Annotated in this window: 20 protein-coding genes; 15 read left to right on the top strand and 5 right to left on the bottom strand. The window is 67.0% G+C overall.

Going from position 1 to position 21144, the window contains the following annotated elements:
• Positions 1 to 109 precede the first annotated feature (109 nt).
• From BKA04_RS02555 to BKA04_RS02540, 4 genes are all read left to right on the top strand, one after another.
• Complete coding sequence (locus tag BKA04_RS02555; RefSeq protein ID WP_104095005.1) at positions 110 to 1015, top strand: ABC transporter ATP-binding protein; 906 nt, start codon at positions 110 to 112, stop codon at positions 1013 to 1015.
• Positions 1016 to 1146: 131 nt separating this feature from the next.
• Positions 1147 to 1689 (top strand): ABC transporter permease, encoded by a 543-nt coding sequence (locus BKA04_RS02550; RefSeq protein WP_333473426.1) that lies wholly within the window; start codon positions 1147 to 1149, stop codon positions 1687 to 1689.
• Positions 1632 to 2426, top strand: coding sequence for an ABC transporter permease (locus BKA04_RS02545; protein ID WP_232841942.1), 795 nt, complete (start codon positions 1632 to 1634; stop codon positions 2424 to 2426). The genes BKA04_RS02550 and BKA04_RS02545 overlap by 58 nt, the downstream gene beginning before the upstream one ends.
• 4 nt (positions 2427 to 2430) lie before the next feature.
• The gene (locus BKA04_RS02540) at positions 2431 to 3357 is read left to right on the top strand and encodes an ABC transporter substrate-binding protein (protein ID WP_104095003.1); all 927 of its coding nucleotides are present in this window, start codon (positions 2431 to 2433) and stop codon (positions 3355 to 3357) included.
• A 2-nt stretch (positions 3358 to 3359) separates the two neighbouring features.
• On the opposite strand, the gene BKA04_RS02535 is transcribed toward BKA04_RS02540, so the two are convergent.
• Positions 3360 to 4037 carry a DedA family protein gene (locus BKA04_RS02535; RefSeq protein WP_104095002.1) on the bottom strand — a complete coding sequence of 226 codons (678 nt, stop codon included), beginning with the start codon at positions 4035 to 4037 and terminating at the stop codon, positions 3360 to 3362.
• The gene (locus BKA04_RS02530) at positions 4034 to 4861 is read right to left on the bottom strand and encodes an aminotransferase class IV (protein WP_104095001.1); all 828 of its coding nucleotides are present in this window, start codon (positions 4859 to 4861) and stop codon (positions 4034 to 4036) included. Before BKA04_RS02530 ends, BKA04_RS02535 begins: the two co-directional genes overlap by 4 nt.
• An 11-nt stretch (positions 4862 to 4872) precedes the next feature.
• Between BKA04_RS02530 and pabB the strand changes: the two genes are divergently transcribed.
• From pabB to holA, 5 genes are all read left to right on the top strand, one after another.
• A complete protein-coding gene (gene pabB, locus BKA04_RS02525) occupies positions 4873 to 6288 on the top strand; it encodes an aminodeoxychorismate synthase component I (protein ID WP_104095000.1) in 1416 nt (471 codons plus the stop codon).
• 36 nt (positions 6289 to 6324) lie between these two features.
• Complete coding sequence (gene leuS / locus BKA04_RS02520; protein WP_104094999.1) at positions 6325 to 8916, top strand: leucine--tRNA ligase; 2592 nt, start codon at positions 6325 to 6327, stop codon at positions 8914 to 8916.
• Positions 8917 to 9020: 104 nt separating this feature from the next.
• Positions 9021 to 9656, top strand: a complete 636-nt coding sequence (locus tag BKA04_RS02515; protein WP_104094998.1) for a ComEA family DNA-binding protein — start codon at positions 9021 to 9023, stop codon at positions 9654 to 9656.
• Positions 9653 to 11980, top strand: coding sequence for a ComEC/Rec2 family competence protein (locus tag BKA04_RS02510; RefSeq protein WP_104094997.1), 2328 nt, complete (start codon positions 9653 to 9655; stop codon positions 11978 to 11980). The genes BKA04_RS02515 and BKA04_RS02510 overlap by 4 nt, the downstream gene beginning before the upstream one ends.
• A 29-nt stretch (positions 11981 to 12009) precedes the next feature.
• Complete coding sequence (holA, locus tag BKA04_RS02505) at positions 12010 to 13017, top strand: DNA polymerase III subunit delta (protein ID WP_104094996.1); 1008 nt, start codon at positions 12010 to 12012, stop codon at positions 13015 to 13017.
• A gap of 68 nt (positions 13018 to 13085) precedes the next feature.
• Here the strand turns inward: holA and rpsT are convergent, their stop codons facing one another.
• Complete coding sequence (gene rpsT / locus BKA04_RS02500; protein ID WP_104094995.1) at positions 13086 to 13346, bottom strand: 30S ribosomal protein S20; 261 nt, start codon at positions 13344 to 13346, stop codon at positions 13086 to 13088.
• A 253-nt stretch (positions 13347 to 13599) separates the two neighbouring features.
• Here rpsT and lepA point away from each other — a divergent pair, with 253 nt between their 5' ends.
• The 4 genes from lepA (at position 13600) to hemW (ending at position 17953) form a co-directional block, all read left to right on the top strand.
• Positions 13600 to 15465, top strand: coding sequence for a translation elongation factor 4 (lepA, locus tag BKA04_RS02495; protein WP_104096589.1), 1866 nt, complete (start codon positions 13600 to 13602; stop codon positions 15463 to 15465).
• Positions 15462 to 15926 (top strand): GNAT family N-acetyltransferase, encoded by a 465-nt coding sequence (locus BKA04_RS02490; protein ID WP_232841940.1) that lies wholly within the window; start codon positions 15462 to 15464, stop codon positions 15924 to 15926. The genes lepA and BKA04_RS02490 overlap by 4 nt, the downstream gene beginning before the upstream one ends.
• 101 nt (positions 15927 to 16027) lie before the next feature.
• Positions 16028 to 16684: a DUF1990 family protein gene (locus tag BKA04_RS02485; RefSeq protein WP_167309645.1), complete on the top strand. Its 657-nt coding sequence runs from the start codon at positions 16028 to 16030 to the stop codon at positions 16682 to 16684.
• Positions 16685 to 16729: 45 nt separating this feature from the next.
• Positions 16730 to 17953, top strand: coding sequence for a radical SAM family heme chaperone HemW (gene hemW / locus BKA04_RS02480; protein ID WP_104094993.1), 1224 nt, complete (start codon positions 16730 to 16732; stop codon positions 17951 to 17953).
• A gap of 3 nt (positions 17954 to 17956) precedes the next feature.
• On the opposite strand, the gene BKA04_RS02475 is transcribed toward hemW, so the two are convergent.
• Both BKA04_RS02475 and BKA04_RS02470 read right to left on the bottom strand, forming a co-directional pair.
• Positions 17957 to 18331: a DUF4870 domain-containing protein gene (locus BKA04_RS02475; protein WP_104094992.1), complete on the bottom strand. Its 375-nt coding sequence runs from the start codon at positions 18329 to 18331 to the stop codon at positions 17957 to 17959.
• Between the two features lie 61 nt (positions 18332 to 18392).
• Positions 18393 to 18806 (bottom strand): DUF4870 domain-containing protein, encoded by a 414-nt coding sequence (locus tag BKA04_RS02470; RefSeq protein ID WP_104094991.1) that lies wholly within the window; start codon positions 18804 to 18806, stop codon positions 18393 to 18395.
• A gap of 204 nt (positions 18807 to 19010) precedes the next feature.
• Between BKA04_RS02470 and hrcA the strand changes: the two genes are divergently transcribed.
• Together hrcA and dnaJ are read left to right on the top strand one after the other, a co-directional pair.
• A complete protein-coding gene (hrcA, locus tag BKA04_RS02465) occupies positions 19011 to 20033 on the top strand; it encodes a heat-inducible transcriptional repressor HrcA (protein WP_104094990.1) in 1023 nt (340 codons plus the stop codon).
• A gap of 15 nt (positions 20034 to 20048) precedes the next feature.
• Positions 20049 to 21137, top strand: coding sequence for a molecular chaperone DnaJ (dnaJ, locus tag BKA04_RS02460; protein ID WP_104094989.1), 1089 nt, complete (start codon positions 20049 to 20051; stop codon positions 21135 to 21137).
• The last annotated feature ends 7 nt before the right edge of the window (positions 21138 to 21144 follow it).

The raw sequence follows: 21144 nt of genomic DNA, 5'->3' as shown, positions 1-21144 counted from the left end.
CCCCGAATAGTGTTTGACTGTGTGGTCGTGTGTTCCCTACCGTGCACACCTGCCCCAGGATGATGAGATTCGACACCACACACGGACGACGGAATAGGCCAGATTCATCATGATCGAGTTCCACGGCGTTTCCAAGAGATTCGCAGACGGAACACTTGCGGTCGATGATTTCAGTCTCCTCATTCCATCGCGCAAGACCACGGTGCTCGTGGGTTCGTCGGGTTGCGGGAAGACGACCCTCCTGCGCATGATCAACCGGATGGTCGACCCGACGAGCGGATACGTCGACATCGACGGCGATGGCATCGCCGCCATGCCCCCGGTCTCCCTGCGTCGCAGCATCGGCTACGTGATGCAGAACTCGGGCCTCCTGCCGCATCGGAAGGTCATCGACAACGTCGCGACGGTTCCTCTCCTGACCGGTGTGCCGAAGAAGGAGGCGCACGCCAGGGCGCTCGAGCTGCTCGACACGGTCGGCCTCGACCGCTCCCTCGCTGATCGGTACCCCAGCCAGCTCTCCGGGGGCCAGCAGCAAAGGGTCGGAGTGGCGCGAGGGCTCGCGGTGAACCCCAACATCCTGCTCATGGACGAGCCGTTCGGCGCGGTGGACCCGATCGTGCGCGCCGACCTTCAGCATGAGCTCATCCGGCTGCAGCGCGACCTCGACAAGACGGTCGTGTTCGTGACCCACGACATCGACGAGGCGTTCCTTCTGGGTGACCAGGTCGTCATCCTGCAGGTCGGCGCCCACATCGAGCAGCAGGGCGCGCCGAGCGACATCCTCGCCAACCCGGCCAACGAGTTCGTCGCGGACTTCGTCGGTTCCGCGCGCGGCAAACGCCGCCTCATGGTCGATGAGACCGCGGATTCGCGCGGAGACGACCTCGTGCTCATCGACGGGGCCGGATATCCGGCCGGCGTGGTGGATGCGCCGGGAGGCGTCCTCCCCGGTGCCGGCAGCAGTCCGAAATCCCGCAGCATCTCGAACAAGACGGACCAGGCGGGCGACGCCTGATGCAGTGGCTATGGGAGAACCGTGACCTGGTTTTCGGCCTTTCGCTCGAACACGTGCGATTGAGCGTCATCCCGATCATCGGTGGCTTCATAGCCTGCATCCCGCTCGGTTGGCTTGCCAATCGCTTCCGCATGACACGCGCGATCCAGCTCACGATCTTCGGCATCCTGTTCACCATCCCCTCCCTCGCCCTCTTCGTCACGCTGCCGTCGGTTCTCGGGACCAAGATCCTGAACCCGATCAACGTCGTCGTCGCCCTCACCATCTACGCCATCGCGATCATGGTGCGCGGTGCAGCGGACGCCTTCGCGTCGGTGCCGAGGGATGTCATCGAGTCTGCGAACGCGGTCGGATTCTCCTCCGCCTCGCGATTCTGGACGGTCGAGTTCCCCCTCGCGGGCCCCGTGCTCCTGGCCAATCTTCGCGTCGTCTCCGTCACGACAGTGAGCCTGCTGAGCGTCGGCGCGCTCGTCGGCAACGGCGCCCTCGGCTACCTCTTCATCAACGGGTACCAACGCGACTTTCCGACCGAGATCATGATCGGCATCGTGTTCACGCTCGTCATCGCGGTCGTCTTCGACCAGATTCTCGTGCTGATCGGGCGCATACTCATGCCGTGGGCGCGCCGGCCACGGCGTTCACCGCGCGCGCTCATGGTGAGGGGAGCCGCATAGTGCTGTTCCTCGAAGCTCTCGCGTTCATCGTCGACCCGGCCAACCTGTTGGGCGAGAAGGGCATCCTGCCCCGACTCGTCGACCACCTGCTCTACACGGGACTGAGCCTGGGAGTCGCACTGCTGATCGGCATCCCCGTCGGGCTCATCATCGGCCACACCGGAAAGGGGAAGAACCTCGTCATTGCGCTCACCGGTTCGTTCCGCGCCCTGCCGACGTTCGGGCTCCTGCTCTTCATCATCCTGTTCACGGGTCTCGGGCTCTGGCCGCTCGTATTCGTCCTGGCGGTCCTGGCGATCCCGCCGATCATCGCCGGAGCATACTCCGGCCTCGACTCCGTCAATCGGGAGACCATCGACTCTGCGCGCGCGATCGGGATGACGGAGTGGCAGATCCTCGGCAAGGTCGAGATCCCCCTGGCCCTCCCGCTCATCCTCGGAGGCATCCGGTCCGCAACGCTCCAGATCATCGCGACGGCGACGATCGCAGGCTATGTCGGGCTGACCGGCCTCGGCCGGTTCCTCATCGAGGGGCTCGCCTACCACGACTACACGATCGCGTTCGCCGGCGCGATCCTCGTCGCAGCGCTCGCGCTCGCCGCGGATGGCCTGCTCGCGCTCGTTCAGAAACTTGTTGTCCCGCCCGGTGTGTCCCGCGGGTCAGCACGCACCACACACCGGTCGAGATGGAACTTTCGGCCGGCAGTCAGTACCGGGACACACATCACGGGAGGATAGAAGAATGCCACAACACATGAAGCGGCGAATCATCGCCGGAATAGCAGCACTGGGGCTCACCGCGAGCCTCGCCGCGTGCGCCTCGGGGGACCCCCTGGGAGGCAACGGAAGCGCCGACCTCGGGTCCCTCACGATCGGGTCGCAGGGTTTCGCCGAGAGTGACATCCTCGCCCAGCTGTACGGCCAGGCGCTCGCGGCCAAGGGTTACAAGATCGACTACGCACCATCCATCGGGTCTCGGGAGACTTTCATCCCCGCACTCCAGGACGGATCGATCGACCTCATCCCGGACTACGCGGGCAACCTCCTCTACGGCGCAGACCCCAAAGCCACGGCGACGTCCACCGTCGACGTGATGGCCGCCCTTCCTGCAGTCCTCGAACCGCTGGGTCTCGTCGTGTCGGATGCCGCGCAGGCTGAGGACTCCGACGCGCTTGTCGTGACGAAGGAGTTCGCCGCGGCGAACAAGCTCGAGTCGATCGGAGACCTCAAGCCGATCGCCAAGGACATCACGATCGGCGCGAACACCGAGTTCGAGGGCCGGTCGTATGGCCGCTCCGGCCTGGAGAAGATCTACGGCGTCACGGGCTGGAAGTTCAAGGCGATCGACGACTACGGCGGGCCGGGAACGTTGAGCGACCTGCTCAAGGGAAACATCCAGGTCGCCGACATCTACACGACGACCCCGTCCATCAAGCAGAACGACCTCGTCGTGTTGAAGGATCCGCTCAACATGATCGCAGCGCAGAATGTCGTGCCGCTGTTCAACAAGGATTCGTACTCGGTCGCCATTGCGAACGTCGTGAACCAGGTGTCGAACAGGCTCACGACCGCGGAACTCATGGACCTCAATGAGATCAGCGCCGGCGACTCGAAGCCGTCCCCGGAGAAGGTCGCGAAGGACTGGCTGACGAAGATGGGCCTTCTGTAGGGCTAGGGAAGGTCCTCCCGGGTGTTGGCATCGCCATCACCCGGGAGTTCCATGTGCCTGCGCTGGTTTCGGGTGAGCGCCATCCGCACGCCGAGAGCGACGAGCAGGAACAGTGCGATGATGCCGGCGAAGACGTATCCGGCGTAGTGAAGCTGCCCGGAGAGTTCCCGATAGGTGCCCGCGGCGGCCCACCCCACCGAGGCGTATGCGGTTGCCCAAATAAGACATGCGGGGACGGTCCAGACGAGGAACTTCCGGAACCGCATCGTGCTCATACCGACGGTGAGGGGCACGAGTGAGTGGAGCACGGGCAGGAAGCGCGAGATGAACACGGCGATCCCTCCGCGCCTGTCCACGTAGTTCTCCGCTCGCATCCAGTTCTCGTAGCCGATGCGCTGCCCGAGTCGACTGCCGCGGATCTTCGGACCGAAGAACCTGCCGAGCGCGAAACCGATCGACTCGCCGGTCAGGGAGCCCACGAGGACCGCGATGACGAGCGCGACGTACTGGAACGCATCCTGGATGCCCGTGCTCGCGACGATCACGATCGTGTCGCCGGGGACGATGAGTCCGATGAGGATCGACGTCTCCAGCAGCATCCCGACCCCCGCGAGCAGAGTCCGTACGATCGGGTCGACGTTCTGGATCACGTCGAGTATCCAGGTGAGGGCCTCGTTCACGGGGTGTGTTCTCCGATCGGTTTGCGCAGGGCGCTGCGGCGGTCGCGCCACACACCGATTCTGCCCGGCAATTCTGCGAGTTCCGGCCCGTCGACCCAGTGCGTCACCATGCGGATGCCGTGCAGGGCGCCGAGCGCCCAGACCTCGGCGCCGTCGAGTTCGGCGGGGGTCGTGCGCTCACGGTGAGTCTCCACGCCGAGCGCGGCAGCGAGGGTGAACAGGCCGGCAGCCGTCACACTGTCCACGCGGGCGAATGCCTCGTCGTCGGCGCCGGGTGGAGGCCCGCACAGGATGTCGCCCCGCCACCACACGATGGCGCTCGTTCCACCGTCGATGACGTAGCCGTCGGGAGTCAGGAGGACGACGTCGTCGGCGCCGTGTCCCTGGGCAGCGGTTCGTGCCGCGAGCAGGGCGTCGAGGTCCGGGCCCTTGACCGCGGGTGCGGTGCGCGAATCCGGTCCCCGGTGAGTGATGAGGCGCACGGATCTGGTCCGGTCCGGCGCGCTTCTGTGGCGGTACTGGAACCTCGCCGTCCCGTCGTGGGAGAGGATCTCCACGCGCGGGAACCAGTCGCCGGTCGCGGGCAGCAGCGCGACGGCGGCGTTCCACACGGCCGCCGCCGACGCATCCGAGTACCCGTCCAGCCCGGCTCCGCGCGCATGGGCGGCGGCGAGAAACCGTGCACGATGCAGGGCGGGCGCGAAGGCCAGGCCGTCGCTGACGAGCAGGGAATCCGCGGCCTCGAGTCTGTCCTCAGCGGGGTCGCAGTGATCGAGCTCGACGAGCGCATCGCCGTTCCAGCGGAAGAGGGCGGCTGTGCTCATAGAGTTAGGGTATGCGCCGCAGGGTGATCGCGTCACGATTCGGTGGCTGGATCGATCCCGCAGCCTGCTTCTCCGCGTTGTGCGGCGAAACGCTCCCCGCGTTCTGGCTGGATTCCGGTGCCGGGGCCGCCGGGGCACTGAGCGCCCTGGGGATCGGTTCGCGCGTCGTCACCCGATCGGTCGTCGGGACCGCCCCGTCAGGCGGCCTGACGGAGTGGCCATCCGGAGAACTGCTGGACGAGTCGGTGTTCGCGTTCCTCGAGCGCGAGCAGCGGGCGGGCCTCGCGGGTGAGGGGGTCCCGGGGTTCCCGCTCGGCTGGATCGGCTGGCTCGGCTATGAGCTGCACGAGGAGACGCTCGCGACGGGCCCGGGCAGGGTATCCCGGTACGCGGATGCTGCGTTCATGCTCGCGGACCGTGCCGTCGTCTTCGACCATGCGCGACGCGAGGTGTCGCTCGTCGCGCTCGGTGACGACTGGTCGGGGGAACTGGAGGAGTGGCGGATGGCCACAGTCGGCATCCTGGAGGCGTGCCGCGACAGCGAGAGCACGGCGGAGCCCGCACGGGCAGCCGATGCGGCGCGCGAGGAGGCGCAGGTGCGCGTCGAATGGGCGTATTCCGAGCACGAATACGGCGACATGATCCTCGAATGCCAGCGCTCCATCCGGTCGGGGGATGCTTACCAGCTGTGCCTGACCAACCAGGTCAGCGTCGACGTGCACCCCGACCCGGTCGCGACCTACCTGACCCTTCGTGCGGCGAGTCCGAGCCATCACGGCGCGTTCCTGCGGATGGCCGGGGTGTGCGTGCTCAGTTCGACCCCCGAGGTCTTCCTGACCGCGACCGCGGACGGCATCGTCGAATCCCGGCCGATCAAGGGCACCCGCAGACGGGGAGCGACACCCGCAGAGGACCGTGCGCTCCTCGACGAGCTGGTCGGAAGTGAGAAGGAACGCGCGGAGAATCTCATGATCGTCGACCTCGTCCGCAACGACCTGTCACGCGTGTGCGCGGTGGGTTCGGTCACGGTTCCGCACCTCCTCGAGGTGGAGAGCTACGCCCAGGTGCACCAATTGGTGAGCACGGTACGCGGGAGGCTCGCCGAGGGATCTACCGGAATCGATGCTGTGCGGGCGTGTTTCCCCGCGGGGTCGATGACGGGTGCGCCCAAGCTGAGCGCGGTCCGCCTGCTGGATGCCCTCGAGCAGCGCCCGCGTGGGATCTATTCCGGTGCATTCGGATATTTCGGCCTCGACGGGCGCATCGATCTCGCCATGACCATCCGCACGATCGTGATCGACGCGAACGGTGCGACGGTCGGCACCGGCGGCGGCATCACCGCGCTTTCGGTGCCGGAGGAGGAGATCGAGGAGACGCGCATCAAGGCCGCTGCACTCCTGCGCGCGCTCGGATTGGTAACCTTGTAACTCGGGTCTCGGCCTGCACGCGCGCGCCGAAGATCAATGGTGATCGCCCGCACCCACTCCGTACGAAGAGAGACCGCCGTGGCACACCATCACGCTGACGAGGCACCCGGGTACGACGTCGCCCGCATCCAGGAGAAGTGGCAGGCCGTCTGGGACGAGCTTCAGCCGTTCAACACGAGCGATCCGGATGATCCCCGCCCGCGGAAGTACGTCCTCGACATGTTCCCGTACCCGTCCGGCGACCTCCACATGGGGCACGCGGAGGCCTACGCCCTCGGCGATGTGATCGCACGCTACTGGCGGCAGCAGGGCTTCAACGTCCTGCATCCGATCGGCTGGGACTCCTTCGGCCTGCCGGCCGAGAACGCGGCCATCAAGCGCGGAATCGACCCTCGCCCATGGACCTACGACAACATCGCCCAGCAGCGGAAGTCGATGAAACAGTACGCGGCATCCTTCGACTGGGACCGCGTTCTGCACACGAGCGACCCCGAGTACTACAAGTGGAACCAGTGGTTGTTCCTGAAGCTGTACGAGAAGGGCCTGGCCTACCGCAAGGCCTCCTGGGTGAACTGGTGCCCGAAGGACCAGACGGTGCTCGCGAACGAGCAGGTCGTCGACGGCGCGTGCGAGCGCTGCGGCACGATCGTGGTGAAGAAGAAGCTCACCCAGTGGTACTTCAAGATCACCGACTACGCCGACCGACTGCTCGACGACCTGAACCAGCTCGAGGGCTTCTGGCCGTCCAAGGTCCTGGCGATGCAGCGGAACTGGATCGGGCGCTCGATGGGCGCGGATGTCGACTTCGCGATCGAGGGGCGCGCCGAGCCGGTCTCGGTGTTCACGACCAGACCGGACACCCTCTTCGGGGCGACGTTCATGGTCGTCGCACCCGACTCCGAGCTCGCCGCAGAACTCGTCGCGGGAGCCGACGCCGAGGTCGCGGCGCAGTTCGCCGCCTACCTGGCCGATGTTCAGAAGAACACCGAGATCGAGCGGCAGGATGCGACGCGCGAGAAGACCGGAGTCTTCCTCGGGCGGTACGCGGTCAATCCGGTGAACGGGGAGCGCGTGCCGATCTGGTCGGCAGACTACGTCCTGGCCGATTACGGGCACGGGGCGATCATGGCCGTGCCCGCACACGACCAGCGCGACCTCGACTTCGCTCGCACGTTCGGACTCCCGGTGCGCGTCGTCGTCGACACGAACGCGCCCATCACCGGGGCCATCCCCGTCGTCGTCGACGGCGAGGTCCCGGACGAACTCCCGCCGCTCGACCCTGCCGGAACCGGGATCGCCCTCGTCGGCGACGGGCGGATGATCAATTCCGGACCGCTCGACGGACTGAGCAAGACGAACGCCATCGCGCGCATGATCGAGATCCTGGAAGCGGGCGGAACCGGCCGCGCCGCGAAGAACTTCCGCCTGCGCGACTGGCTCATTTCGCGTCAGCGTTACTGGGGCACGCCGATCCCGATCATCCACGCCGAGAACGGCGACCTGATTCCTCTGAGCGAGGACCAGCTGCCGCTCGAGCTACCCTCTGCGGAGGGACTCGACCTCTCGCCGAGGGGCACATCGCCGCTCGGTGGCGATGAGGAGTGGATGTCGGTGACGAATCCCATCGACGGCTCTCCTGCGCGCCGCGACCCCGACACCATGGACACCTTCGTCGACAGCTCGTGGTACTTCCTGCGCTTCCTCGACCCGCATGACGATGCCCGCGCCTTCGATCCCGCTGAGGCGGAGCGCTGGGCGCCCGTCGACCAGTATGTGGGGGGAGTGACGCACGCCATTCTTCACCTCCTCTACGCGCGGTTCATCACGAAGGTCCTCTACGACCTCGGCTACGTGACGTTCACGGAACCGTTCAGCGCACTGCTCAACCAGGGCATGGTGCTCATGGACGGTTCTGCGATGAGCAAGAGCAAGGGCAACCTGGTGCGGTTGAGCGACCAGATCGATGAGCACGGTGTCGATGCCATCCGCCTGACCATGGCGTTCGCCGGGCCGCCGGAGGACGACATCGACTGGGCGGATGTCGCACCGCACGCATCCGCGAAGTTCCTCGCTCGCGCGTGGCGGCTCGCCCATGATGTGACGAGTGCCCCGGAAGTGGAGTGGAAGTCGGGCGATGCAGCGCTTCGCCGCGTGACGCACCAGTTCCTCGCCGACGCACCCGGTCTCATCGAGGCATTCAAGTTCAACGTGGTCGTCGCGCGCATCATGGAGCTCGTGAACGCGACCCGCAAGGCGATCGACAGCGGTCCGGGCGGGGCGGATGCCGCCGTGCGCGAGGCCGCCGAGACGGTCGCGCTCGGCCTCAGCCTGTTCTCGCCATACACGGCGGAGGAGATGTGGGAGACCCTCGGATACCCGCCGTCGGTGGCGCTCTACGGCTGGCGGAAGGCGGATCCGACGCTCCTCGTCGCCGAGTCGGTGACCTGCGTCGTGCAGGTCGATGGGAAGCTTCGCGACCGTCTCGACGTGAGCCCTCGGATCAGCCCCGAAGCGCTCGAGGCGCAGGTCCGTGCCCTGCCGTCGGTGGCCAGGACGGTGGGGGATCGCGCGATCATATCCGTGATCGTGCGCGCACCGCGGCTCGTGAACGTGGTCACCGCGCACTGATCTGCGCGGAGCGCCCTCTCCTGCACAACCGGGCCCGAGCGAGCATGCACACCGCTCGCGGCCGTGGAGTATCGGCGGGCCGCGCGCGGACCTAACCTCGGCGCATGCCGTCGGACCCGCTCGCGGCCTCGCGCTCCGGTCGACTCCGAGTGGGGCTCGGGGCGGCCGTCGTGCTGCTCATCGTCGGTGTGGGCGTCGCCGTGCTGGTGTCCGCGTTCTCCGCATCCGGGTCCAGAACCCTCGTCGACGCGCCGCGCCCGAGCGCGTCGAGCGGCGAGGTCGTGACGGGGCCCTCGGCTGAGCTGTACGTCCACATCCTTGGTGCCGTGCAGCATCCGGGGCTCTATCGCTTCACCGAGGGCGATCGGGCGATCGACGCGATCGCGGCCGCGGGTGGATACACCCGCGATGCGGATCGGACGCAGCTGAATCTCGCGAGATTCCTGTCGGATGGCGAGCAGATCTACATCCCGACCGAGAAGGAGTCCGCGGCACGCGGAACCGGTGGGACGCCGGGGGCGCCGGGAGCGCCGGGCGCGACAGTCGGCGGAAAGGTGAATATCAACACCGCGGATGCCGCGTCGCTGGAGACCCTGCCCCGAGTCGGTCCAGCGCTTGCCGCCCGCATTCTGGCGTGGCGTGAGGCGAACGGCCGCTTCACGTCGATCGAGGACCTCATGAGCGTCTCGGGGATCGGCGACAAGACTTTCGCGGGGCTCAAGGACCTCGTCACGATATGAGGGCGGATCTTCGGCTCGTGCTTCCCGCCGTGGTGGGATGGGTCGCGGTCGGAGTGCTCATCGGACTTCCGCCGGCACTCCTCCCGGGAGCCATCGTCTGCTGGGTCCTCGCCGGGATGGCGGCGGCGATCGCCATCCTCGCCCCGCGATGGCGTGCACTGTGCGCTCTCGCGACCATGGTCGCCGCGATCTCCGCGCTGCTCCTCAGCTGCACGGCGTTCGCCTCCGCCGCGCGGAGCCCGGCCCTTCTCACTGATGCCGCTGACGGCGGACGGTACGTCACCCTCGTCGCGGTCGTCACTCTGGACTCACCGCGCGACGTGCGGACGGAACGGGTCCCCGTCACGATCTCGGAAGCGAGGGTGGGCGAGAGGGAGTTGCGCGGACTCGCGATCCCCGCCCTGCTGTTCGGCGACATCCCGGCGATCGGAGTGGGGGGAGTGGTCGAGGCGAGTGGGACCATCGTGCTCGCGGATGACGGGGATGAGGTGCGCTTCCTCGTGTTCGCCCGCGGCAGTCCTCGGGTGGTCGCCGAGCCGCCCTGGTATCTCGCGTGGTCGACGACGCTGCGCGCCGGGTTCCGCGCCGAGGCGGCGAACCTCCCCGGCGACGGCGGTGCACTGCTTCCCGGTCTCGCGATCGGAGACACGAGCGCGGTGAGCCCTGCGCTCGACACCGCGATGAAGGCGACATCCCTCAGCCATCTCACGGCGGTCTCCGGTGCGAACTGCGCGGTCGTCGTCGCACTCGTGATGCTGGTCGGCCGAGGAGTCGGCGCGTCCCGACGGATCCGGATCGCCGTCTCGCTCGTGGTGCTTGCAGGGTTCGTCGTGCTCGTCACACCGGATGCGAGCGTGCTGCGCGCCGCGGTCATGGCGACGATCGTCCTCGGATCGATGTCGGCGGGCCGGCCGGCGAGCGGCCTGCCGGTCCTGAGTCTTGCCGTCGTCGCGCTGCTCGCCCTCGACCCGTGGTTGTCACGAGACTTCGGGTTCATTCTGTCCGTCCTCGCGACGGCCGGACTACTGACTCTCGCCGGCCCTCTGGCCCGGATCCTGGGGCGTTGGCTCCCGACCCCGCTTGCCGTGCTCATCTCCATTCCCCTCGCGGCGCAGTTGGCGTGCCAGCCCGTGCTGATCCTGCTCAACCCGGCGATCCCCGTGTACGGGGTGGTCGCGAACCTGCTCGCGGAGCCGGCTGCGCCGGTCGCGACGGTTCTGGGGCTCATCGGCTGCGCCGGTATCACGATCATCGAGCCCGTGGGCAGGGTCGTCACGGTCATCGCGTGGCTGCCGTCCGCCTGGATCGCCGCGATCGCCAGGTTCTTCGCAGAGGCTCCCGGCGCACAGGCGCCATGGCTTGCGGACGGTTGGGGTCTCGCAGCACTCGCTGCGGTGACCGCGGCGATCGTGTTCGTCGTCCTGCGCCCGGGGTGGCGACACTCCCGCACGGTCGCCGCAGCACTCGTCCTCTGCCTCGTCGGTTACGTGGGAGCCGTTGCCGGCGCGCAGCTCGCGCACCGCGCATCCGTGCCACCCGGATGGCAGATCGCCGCGTGCGACATCGGGCAGGGAGACGCCGTAGTCGTCCGAAGCCTCGGCGAGGTCGCACTCATCGACACGGGGCCGAGCCCCGAACTCCTGGACGACTGCCTCGACGAACTCGGGATCGGGCGGATCCAACTCCTCATCCTCAGTCATTACGATCTCGATCACGTCGGCGGCACGGACGGCGTCCTGGGGCGGGTCGACCGTGCGATCGTCGGACCGGTCTCCGATGCGAGCGACGAGCGGCTGAGGACGATGCTTCGGAATGGTGGTGCCCAGGTCGACGAGGTCGCGCGCGGCGACACCGGCATGCTCGGGGAGTTTCGGTGGGAAGTGTTGTGGCCGCCGGCCAGGCTCGGAACGATCCAGCCGGGAAACCCGGCGAGCGTGACCGTGACATTCGACGGAGTGGGGGAGTGCGCCTCGGGATGCCTGAGCTCCCTGTTTCTCGGCGATCTCGGGGAAGAGGCGCAGTCCAGGATGCTCGGTGCCGCCCATCCCGGCGTCGTGGATGTCGTGAAAGTCGCCCACCACGGTTCTGCCGACCAGTGCGAGCGGCTGTACGACGCGGTGAGGGCTCGCGTGGGCATCATCAGCGTCGGTGCTGGGAACACCTACGGACACCCGACGGATGCCCTTCTCGGTATCCTCCGCCGCGCGGGAACGATCGTCACGCGAACCGACCTGGAGGGAATGGTGCTGCTGTCGCCTGCGCCGGGCGGGGGCGTCGCGGTGTGGACGCAGCATCCGCCCGATCGCGACGTGGGCGCGCATTAGGCTGAACGCACAGGTTCAGGAGGTCAGAGATGGCGGCGACGCGAGGCGCGGCGATTCCCCAGCTTTCGTGGGGTGCCGTGCGGCCGGCTTCGGTCGTCCTCGTCTCCGGTACGGAGGAGTTCCTCGCCGAGCGGGCGATCTCGCTCCTGCGCGACATCCTGCGCACCGAGGATTCGAGCCTCGAGGTGAGCGACATCGCCGCGGACGACTATTCGCCGGGCGAGCTCGCCACGTTCGCGAGCCCGTCGCTGTTCGGCGAACCCCGGATGGTGCGCGTGTCCGGGGTGGAGAAATGCACGGACGCCTTCATCAGCGAGTCCCTGGCCTACCTCGAATCGCCGGCGTCCGATTGCTATCTGGTTCTGAGGCACGCGGGCGGCGTTCGAGGCAAGAAGTTGCTGGATGCGATTCGCGGTGGCCTCGGTGGCGGGATCGAGGTCGTGTGCACCGAGCTCAAGAAGGATTCCGACCGCACCGATTTCGTCCTCTCGGAATTTCGGGCGGCAGGCCGGAAGGTCACCGCCGCTGCCGTGCGCGCGCTTGTCGCTGCGTTCGCCGATGACATAGCTGAGCTTGCCGCTGCGTGCCGCCAATTGCTCTCCGACTCCTCGGAGGAGATCACTGAAGCGATCGTCGAGAAGTACTACTCCGGGCGCGTCGAGACGAACGCGTTCCGCGTTGCGGACACGGCGATCGCCGGCAGGCACGGGGAGGCGCTCGTACTCCTGCGGCACGCGCTCGCCTCCGGCGCCGATCCGGTGCCCATCGTCGCGGCGTTCGCGAGCAAGCTGCGGACGATGGCGAAAGTATCCGGTGCACGCGGAAGCTCTGGACAGCTTGCCGGGCAGTTCGGGATGGCCCCGTGGCAGATCGATCGTGCGAAGCGGGACCTGCAGGGCTGGACGGAGGAGGGCCTTGCCAGGGGGATCTCGATTCTCGCCGACACCGACGCCCAGGTGAAGGGTGAGGGCCGCGATCCGATCTTCGCCCTCGAGCGCATGGTGAACGTCGTGAGTGCGCGCGGCGATGAGCGCTGAGGTCTCACCGAGTAGACGAAAAACGCCCCGGTCGAGGTGACCGGGGCGTTCTCAGAAGTTTGCGACTGTTAGAGCGCAGCAACCTGCTTGGCGATCGAGGACTTGCGGTTCGCCGCCTGGTTCTTGTGCAGGACGCCCTTGCTCGCGGCCTTGTCGAGCTTCTTCGTGGCGACGACGAGCGACGCGTTTGCCGCCTTCTTGTCGCCGGCGGCGATGGCCTCGCGGGTCGCGCGGATGGCGGTCTTGACCTCGCTCTTGACGGCCTTGTTGCGCTCCGTCGCCTTGCGGTTGGTACCGATGCGCTTGATCTGCGACTTGATGTTTGCCACTGGTGAACCTTTTCGTTGTTGTCGAGCAGTCTGATGTCACGGCCGATCGGCCGGGAGAGTCGATGTGGGCTTTCGATTCGCAGCACATCCGTGACGGATGCTGCGCGAGCCAACAGGTAACTTTAGCAGCCGCGGCAGGCATCCGCCAACCACTGACCGGCATCACCCTGCATCCGCGTGGCGCCGAACATGGGAGAATTGTCCGACCCCGCCAATCCCGCGGGTGGCCGCCGCAACCAGCATTGAGGAACGCGTGACCCCGAAAGCACTGAAGGCGCTCGAGCCGTCGGCGACCGATCCCGCGTTCATCCGCAACTTCTGCATCATCGCCCACATCGACCACGGCAAGTCGACGCTCGCCGACCGGATGCTGCAGATCACCGGCGTCGTCTCCGACCGGGACATGCGCGCCCAGTACCTCGACCGCATGGACATCGAGCGCGAGCGCGGCATCACGATCAAGAGCCAGGCGGTGCGGATGCCGTGGGCTGCCGCCGCGACGGGGGAGAAGCCCCAGACCTACGCCCTCAACATGATCGACACTCCCGGCCACGTCGACTTCACCTACGAGGTCTCCCGCAGCCTCGCCGCCTGCGAGGGCGCCATCCTGCTCGTCGACGCAGCGCAGGGCATCGAGGCGCAGACCCTCGCGAACCTCTACCTCGCACTCGACAACGACCTGGAGATCATCCCGGTCCTCAACAAGATCGACCTGCCGGCCGCCGACCCCGAGAAGTACGCGAAGGAGCTCGCGGGTCTCATCGGCGGCGACCCCGAGGATGTGCTGCGGGTGAGCGGCAAGACCGGCGTCGGCGTCGAGGAACTGCTCGACCGCGTCGTCGAGCGCATCCCGGCGCCGAAGGGCGACGCGAGTGCCCCGGCGCGCGCCATGATTTTCGATTCCGTGTACGACAGCTACCGCGGCGTCGTCACGTACGTGCGCATGATCGACGGGTCGCTCGCCCCGCGCGAGCGCATCCAGATGATGTCGACCCGCGCCATCCACGAGCTGCTCGAGATCGGCGTGAGCTCGCCGGAGCCTGTGCCGACGAAGGGTCTTGGCGTCGGTGAGGTCGGCTACCTCATCACCGGTGTGAAGGATGTGCGCCAGTCCAAGGTCGGTGACACCGTCACGACCGCCGCGAAGCCTGCCACCCAGGCGCTTCCCGGCTACACCGAGCCGAAGCCCATGGTGTTCTCCGGCCTCTACCCGATCGACGGCAGCGATTACCCGGAGCTGCGCGACGCCCTCGACAAGCTCAAACTCTCGGATGCCGCACTCGCCTACGAGCCGGAGACCTCCGTCGCGCTCGGCTTCGGCTTCCGCTGCGGATTCCTCGGGCTGCTGCACCTGGAGATCGTCACCGAGCGGCTCGAGCGCGAGTTCGGGCTCGACCTCATCACGACGGCGCCCTCCGTCATCTACGAAGTCTCGAGCGACGACGGGAAGACCGTGACGGTCACGAACCCGAGCGAGTTCCCCGGCGGCAAGGTCGCGAGCGTCCGGGAGCCCGTCGTCAAGGCATCCATCCTCGCCCCGAAGGACTACGTCGGCACGATCATGGAACTCTGCCAGGGCCGCCGCGGAACCATGCAGGGAATGGAGTATCTCGGTGAGGACCGCGTCGAGCTCCACTACACGATGCCGCTCGGCGAGATCGTGTTCGACTTCTTCGACCAGCTGAAGTCCCGCACGCAGGGCTACGCGAGCCTCGACTATGAGCCCCACGGCGACCAGGAGGCCGACCTCGTGAAGGTCGACATCCTGCTGCAGGGCGAGCAGGTGGATGCGTTCAGCGCGATCGTGCACCGCGACAAGGCCTACGCCTATGGGGTGCTCATGACGGGGCGCCTGCGCGAGCTCATCCCGCGGCAGCAGTTCGAGGTGCCCATCCAGGCGGCGATCGGGGCGCGCATCATCGCGCGGGAGAGCATCCGGGCCATGCGCAAGGACGTGCTCGCCAAGTGCTACGGAGGTGACATCACCCGCAAGCGCAAGCTCCTCGAGAAGCAGAAGGAGGGCAAGAAGCGCATGAAGATGGTGGGTCGCGTCGAGGTGCCGCAGGAGGCGTTCATCGCCGCGCTCTCCGGGGATACGGAGAAGAAGGACAAGAAGTGACCGAGGGAGTCGGTCGGATGGTCACAACCCGATTCGTCGACGGTGGCGATCTCGATCTGGAGCAGTTGCTCGACCTGTACTCGTCTGTCGGGTGGGGCGCGTACACGAAGGATCCCGATCGCCTTGCACGTGCTATGAGGGGATCGTCCCTGATCGCCGTGGCCCACAGTGGGGGAGACCTCATCGGACTGGCCAGGGTGATCTCGGATGGCGCTACCGTCTGCTACCTGCAGGATGTGCTCATCCATCCCGACTACCAGCGCACCGGAGTGGGGCGCGGACTCGTCACGATGCTGCTCGACCGATACGACGACGTTCGCCAGAAGGTCCTCCTGACCGACGATGAACCTGGGCAGAAGGCATTCTACGAATCCCTCGGGTTTGCTGGCGTCGCGGAGGCCCACGATGGCTCCGTACGCGCCTTCGTGCGTTTCGACTCCCCGGTGGGCTTGCTCGATTAATGCGCGGGCTCCGCGAGGGCGACACCGTTCGCGGGATGGCACCGCCGGTTCGTTACGCTGTTAGCTGGCTGAACGCACGGTGCAGCGAGACGGAGGTGGACGTGGCGCGACAACCGCCCTGGGATGCCACCGTGACCTATGGCGCGGTCGGCGGCACGAAGGCTCCCGATCTCATGGCGTTCCCGCCGACCGGCTTCCGGCCGTTCGAGCAGCGGTCACGCATCGGACACGGCGCTCGGCGATGGGAGCATGCCTGGCAGTCGACCATGAGCTGGGGTATCCAACGCGCGAGCGGCATGCGTGTCCAGTTGCATGAATCGCCGGCCGAGGTGACGGAGGGCACCTACACGCCGGTCTCCTTCGATCGGGACGGCAGACCGCAGCTCGTCGCCGGCAGCACCGAGGATGGCGAGGTCGTCTACGGGGCGGAGGGCCAGTCCTTCATCGCGCCGGGCGACACCGCACTGCTCGTCGTCCCGTTCCTGTTCGTCGGCGTGCACGCCCCCTGCCGGGTCATCTACGTCATCGACGAGCCGAACCGCAAGGGGTTCGCCTACGGTACGTTGCCGGGGCATCCGGAAGACGGCGAGGAGGCCTTCATCGTCGACCAGACCGAGGACGGGTCGGTGTGGCTCACCATCCGTTCGTTCTCGAGACCGGGCGGATGGCAGTGGTGGGCCGTCTACCCGGTGCTGCGATGCGCTCAGGCCGTCATCACCCGCCGTTACTTCCGGGCGCTCTCCGACCCGCTCGGGTGAGGCCGAAGGGCGTCGCGGACCGTCCGGCTGAGCGACAATGGGCTCATGCCCTCCGCTCTGCCGATCGCCGACCCGGCGCCGCCTGACGGGCTGCTGCCGGCATCCGTCGCGGTGGCCGCTGGAGAGCGCGGCTTCGGTGTCTACCTGCACGTGCCCTTCTGCCGTGTTCGGTGCGGATACTGCGACTTCAACACCTACACCGCCGACGAGTTGCGGGGCGCGAAGCGGGCGGACTATGCGAGCCAGGCTATGGCCGAGGTGGCTTTCGCGTCGGCTGTGCTGGCGCACGCCGGCCTGCCCGATCGGCCGGTGTCGACGGTCTTCTTCGGTGGAGGTACGCCGACCCTGCTTCCCGCGTCGGATCTGGCCGCCATGCTGGGCGCCGTTCGCGACACCTGGGGCCTGGCGCCGGATGCCGAGATCACGACGGAGTCCAACCCGGACTCCGTCGACGCCGACTACCTCCTCGCGCTGAAGGCCGCAGGGTTCACCCGGGTCTCGTTCGGGATGCAGTCCGCAGTACCGCACGTGCTCGCGACCCTCGACCGCACGCACGACCCGAAGCGCGTTCCCGTCGTCGTTCGCTGGGCGCGGGATGCCGGCCTGGATGTGAGCCTCGACCTCATCTACAACACGCCGGGAGAGAGCATCGACGACTGGCGCACGTCGCTCGAGTCGGCCATCGCGATGGAGCCCGACCACGTGAGCGCCTACTCGCTCATCGTCGAGGAGGGGACGAAACTCGCGCGTCAGGTCCGGCGGGGCGAGATCGCCGCTCCGGACGATGACCTCGCCGCCGAACAGTACGAGCTCGCCGATCGGATGCTCGCCGAGGCCGGGTACGGCTGGTACGAGGTCAGCAACTGGGCGCGCGACGACGCACACCGGTCCCGGCACAACCTCGGATACTGGAGGGGCCATGACTGGTGGGGGATCGGCCCCGGCGCCCACAGCCACGTCGGAGGGGTGCGCTGGTGGAATGTCAAACATCCGGCGGCCTATGCGGACCGCATCCTCGCGGGCGTGTCGCCCGCAGCCGGGCGCGAGACCCTCGATGACGAGACGCGCCGCGTGGAGCAGGTGCTGCTCGAGACGCGCATCCGGGACGGGCTGCCGACCGCACGGTTGACTCCGGAGGGCCGAACGGCCGTCGCCGGGCTCATCGCCGATGGCCTCGTCAACGCGGAAGCCGCCCTCCGCGGTCAGATCGTACTGACGTTGCGGGGGCGGCTTCTTGCGGATGCTGCCGTGCGTGCGCTCCTGGGGTAACCCCTACTTGATGAACTTGATCGCGAGGGGGTACTCGTACGCCTCGCCCTTGTTGGCGGCGACGGCGGCGAGGATGCTGAAGATGATGACGACGATGCTCACGGCGATGATGATGAAGATGCCCACGATCGCGATGATGAGGATCGCGCCGACGATGCTCGCGATGAGCATCGTGAGCTGGAAGTTCAGCGCCGAGCCGGTGTGCTGGCGGATGAACGGTCCGCGGTCCTTGAGGACGAGGTAACCGATGAGGGCCGGAAGGAATCCGAAGAAGATCCCGCCGAGGTGAACGAGGATCGCCCAGAGCTTCTCGTCCGAAGGACTGAGCGGCTGGACGGTCTGGTATGGGTTGACGGGTGGCGGCATGGACTCTGACATGCCCCCATTAAAGCAGGAGAGCCGGGCCAACGGCCCGACTCTCCTGAAATGCTTCGCTGAACTATTTGATGAAGCGGAAGTTCACCGGGTAGCGGTAGCTGCCGCCGCCGTTGACCTTGACTCCACCGAGGATGGAGAACAGGACGTTGGCCAGGTAGATGAGCCAGCCGATGAGCCCGAAGATCCAGAAGATGCTCCACACGCCGCTGAACAGGAGCACCGCTCCGAGGATCGCCGCGATGATCTGCCAGCCGATGAAGAAGATCAGGAACGTGATCTGCCAGTTGAGGGCTTCCTTGCTCTCCTGCTTCGTGAGCGTGCCGCGGTCCTTGAAAACGAGGAAGATGATGAGCGATGGAAGCAGCCACAGGATCCCGCCGAAGTGCGCCCACATGGCCCACTGCTTGTCCTCTGCTGCGGTGAGCGGAGCCGCCGGCTGCGGCGCTGCAGCTGCCGGGGGAGTTTGATCAGTCATTGAATTTTGCCTTTCAGGTGATCGAGTACGTTCCCGCAAGGGTTCGGACTGGGTTTGCCTTGGCGCGCCCCACGGTTGGGTATGGCTGAGGCTCTCCCATAAGGTACTGCCCTTACCGCCTGGGTGCAACGCCTTGGCGAAGGTATGTCGCGATACAATTGGCAGTCTTGAGAGAAGAGTGCCAGATGGGGAGGGAGCGAGGACGTGGTCTCAGATCGAAGCCTTGACGTGCTGCGCGTCATCATCCAGGACTATGTGGCATCCCGAGAGCCGGTCGGGTCCAAATCGATCGTCGAGCGGCATGCCTTCGGTGTCTCGGCCGCAACCATCCGGCACGATATGGCCCTCCTCGAGGAGGAGGAACTCATCGCGGCCCCCCATACTTCATCGGGCCGGATCCCGACGGATAAGGGCTACCGGGTGTTCGTCAACCACCTCGCCGACCTGCGTCCGCTCACGGCCGTGCAGCGGCAGGCGATCGAGACATTCCTCGGCAACGCGACCGATCTGGACGAGGTACTGCTGCGCACGGTGCGCCTGCTGTCGCAACTCACCCACCAGGTCGCGCTCGTGCAGTATCCGTCGCTCGGACGCTCGCACATCCGCCACGTTGAACTCGTGCCACTCGGCACGACGCGACTGCTCACCGTTCTGATCACCGACACCGGCCGTGTCGAACAGCGGCATGTCGACGTGAGCACCGAGCTCGAGCCGGAGTTCCTCGGCGAGGTCAGGGCGAAGATCAACTCACGGCTCGGGGGACTCGGGCTTGCGGATGCCGCGGCTGCCCTGGACGGCATGACCGACGAGTTCCATCCCGAGCGGGCGGACTTCATCGCCGCGATCGTGGAGAGCCTGCGCGAGCAGGTCGCCGCGAATCGTGGGGAGAAGCTCGTCATGGCCGGGGCAGCGAACCTCGCGATGACGGCCGAGGACTTCGGAGGGAGCATCGTCCCGGTGCTCGAGGCGATCGAGGAGCAGGTGACCCTGCTTCGGCTCTTCGCCGAAATGGAGCCGGACCAGCACGGGCTCGCCACGAGCATCGGCAGCGAGAACGCGGCGTTCGGGCTCGGGGAGACCTCGGTTCTCGCGAGCGGGTACTCGTCCTCCGGTGGAGAATTCGCCCGGATCGGGGTGCTCGGTCCGACCCGGATGGACTATCCGAACAACATGGCAGCGGTGCGCGCCGTCGCCCGCTACCTCTCCCGCCTGCTCGGCGAGGAATAACCCAAGGGAATACGTGTGGCAGATCATTATGAGGTGCTCGGCATCGAGCGGACGGCGACCCCGGACGAGGTGAAGAAGGCCTACCGCCGACTCGCGCGGGAGCTGCATCCGGATGTCAACCCCGGTGCGGACGCGCAGGAACGGTTCAAGCTCGTGACGCACGCCTATGACGTCCTCTCCGATCCGCAGCAGAGGGAGCAGTACGACCTGGGCGGATCCGGTGGCGGATTCGGCGGGTTCGGCGACATCTTCGAGACGTTCTTCGGTGCGAGCCAGCGTTCGGCCGGCCCGCGTTCAAGACGAGAACGTGGACAGGACGCCCTCCTGCGCATCGAGGTCGAACTGGGCGACGTCGTGTTCGGGGTCAAACGCGAGCTCGAAGTGGACACTGCCGTGGTGTGCGGCACCTGCGAGGGCTCGTGCTGCGCGAAGGGAACGCAGCCCATCACGTGCGACATCTGCCAGGGCACGGGCCAGATCCAGCGATCGGTGCGAAGCCTGCTCGGTAACGTCATGACGTCGAGCCCCTGCGGAACCTGCCGCGGCTACGGCACCGTCATCGTCAACCCGTGCCCGACCTGTGGCGGGCAGGGCCGCGTCCGCGCGCGTCGGAAGGTCACGGTCGACATCCCGGCCGGAGTGGAGACCGGATTGCGGCTGCAGCTGGCCGGGCAGGGCGAAGTCGGTCCGGCGGGTGGCGCGAACGGCGACCTCTATCTGGAGGTCAAGGTCAAGCACCACGACATCTTCTCCCGCAACGGCGACGACCTGCTGGCAACCCTCGAGGTGCAGATGACGGATGCCATTCTCGGTACGACTGCGAAAGTGGACGCCCTGGATGGACCGGTCACGATCGAGGTGAAGCCCGGCACCCAGAGCGCGGAGGTCATCACCGTGAAGGACCGCGGCGTGACGCACCTGCGCGGGTCAGGGAGGGGCGACCTCCGATTCGGCGTGCAGGTCGTCACGCCGACCAAGCTCGATTCGAAGCAGCAGGAGCTCATCAACCAGTTCGCCTCGACGCGAAAGTCGTCAGCGCCCTCGCTGACGCATTTCCAGCAGGGGCTGTTCCAGAAGCTGCGCGACCGGTTCCTGGGCGTCTGATCCGGCT

The organism is Terrimesophilobacter mesophilus, from assembly GCF_014200375.1.
GTDB classification, from domain to species: Bacteria; Actinomycetota; Actinomycetes; order Actinomycetales; family Microbacteriaceae; genus Terrimesophilobacter; species Terrimesophilobacter mesophilus.
Note: the sequence above shows the minus strand (reverse complement) of the source record. Positions and strands in the feature narration are given on the sequence as shown.

Bases quoted from the DNA above. Each gene is read 5' to 3' on its own strand.
- BKA04_RS02555 (WP_104095005.1), top strand. From the start codon at position 110: ATGATCGAGTTCCACGGCGTTTCCAAGAGATTCGCAGACGGAACACTT.
- BKA04_RS02550 (WP_333473426.1), top strand. From the start codon at position 1,147: ATGACACGCGCGATCCAGCTCACGATCTTCGGCATCCTGTTCACCATC.
- BKA04_RS02540 (WP_104095003.1), top strand. From the start codon at position 2,431: ATGCCACAACACATGAAGCGGCGAATCATCGCCGGAATAGCAGCACTG.
- BKA04_RS02530 (WP_104095001.1), bottom strand. From the start codon at position 4,861: ATGAGCACAGCCGCCCTCTTCCGCTGGAACGGCGATGCGCTCGTCGAG.
- pabB (WP_104095000.1), top strand. From the start codon at position 4,873: ATGCGCCGCAGGGTGATCGCGTCACGATTCGGTGGCTGGATCGATCCC.
- leuS (WP_104094999.1), top strand. From the start codon at position 6,325: ATGGTGATCGCCCGCACCCACTCCGTACGAAGAGAGACCGCCGTGGCA.
- BKA04_RS02515 (WP_104094998.1), top strand. From the start codon at position 9,021: ATGCCGTCGGACCCGCTCGCGGCCTCGCGCTCCGGTCGACTCCGAGTG.
- BKA04_RS02510 (WP_104094997.1), top strand. From the start codon at position 9,653: ATGAGGGCGGATCTTCGGCTCGTGCTTCCCGCCGTGGTGGGATGGGTC.
- holA (WP_104094996.1), top strand. From the start codon at position 12,010: ATGGCGGCGACGCGAGGCGCGGCGATTCCCCAGCTTTCGTGGGGTGCC.
- hemW (WP_104094993.1), top strand. From the start codon at position 16,730: ATGCCCTCCGCTCTGCCGATCGCCGACCCGGCGCCGCCTGACGGGCTG.
- BKA04_RS02475 (WP_104094992.1), bottom strand. From the start codon at position 18,331: ATGTCAGAGTCCATGCCGCCACCCGTCAACCCATACCAGACCGTCCAG.
- BKA04_RS02470 (WP_104094991.1), bottom strand. From the start codon at position 18,806: ATGACTGATCAAACTCCCCCGGCAGCTGCAGCGCCGCAGCCGGCGGCT.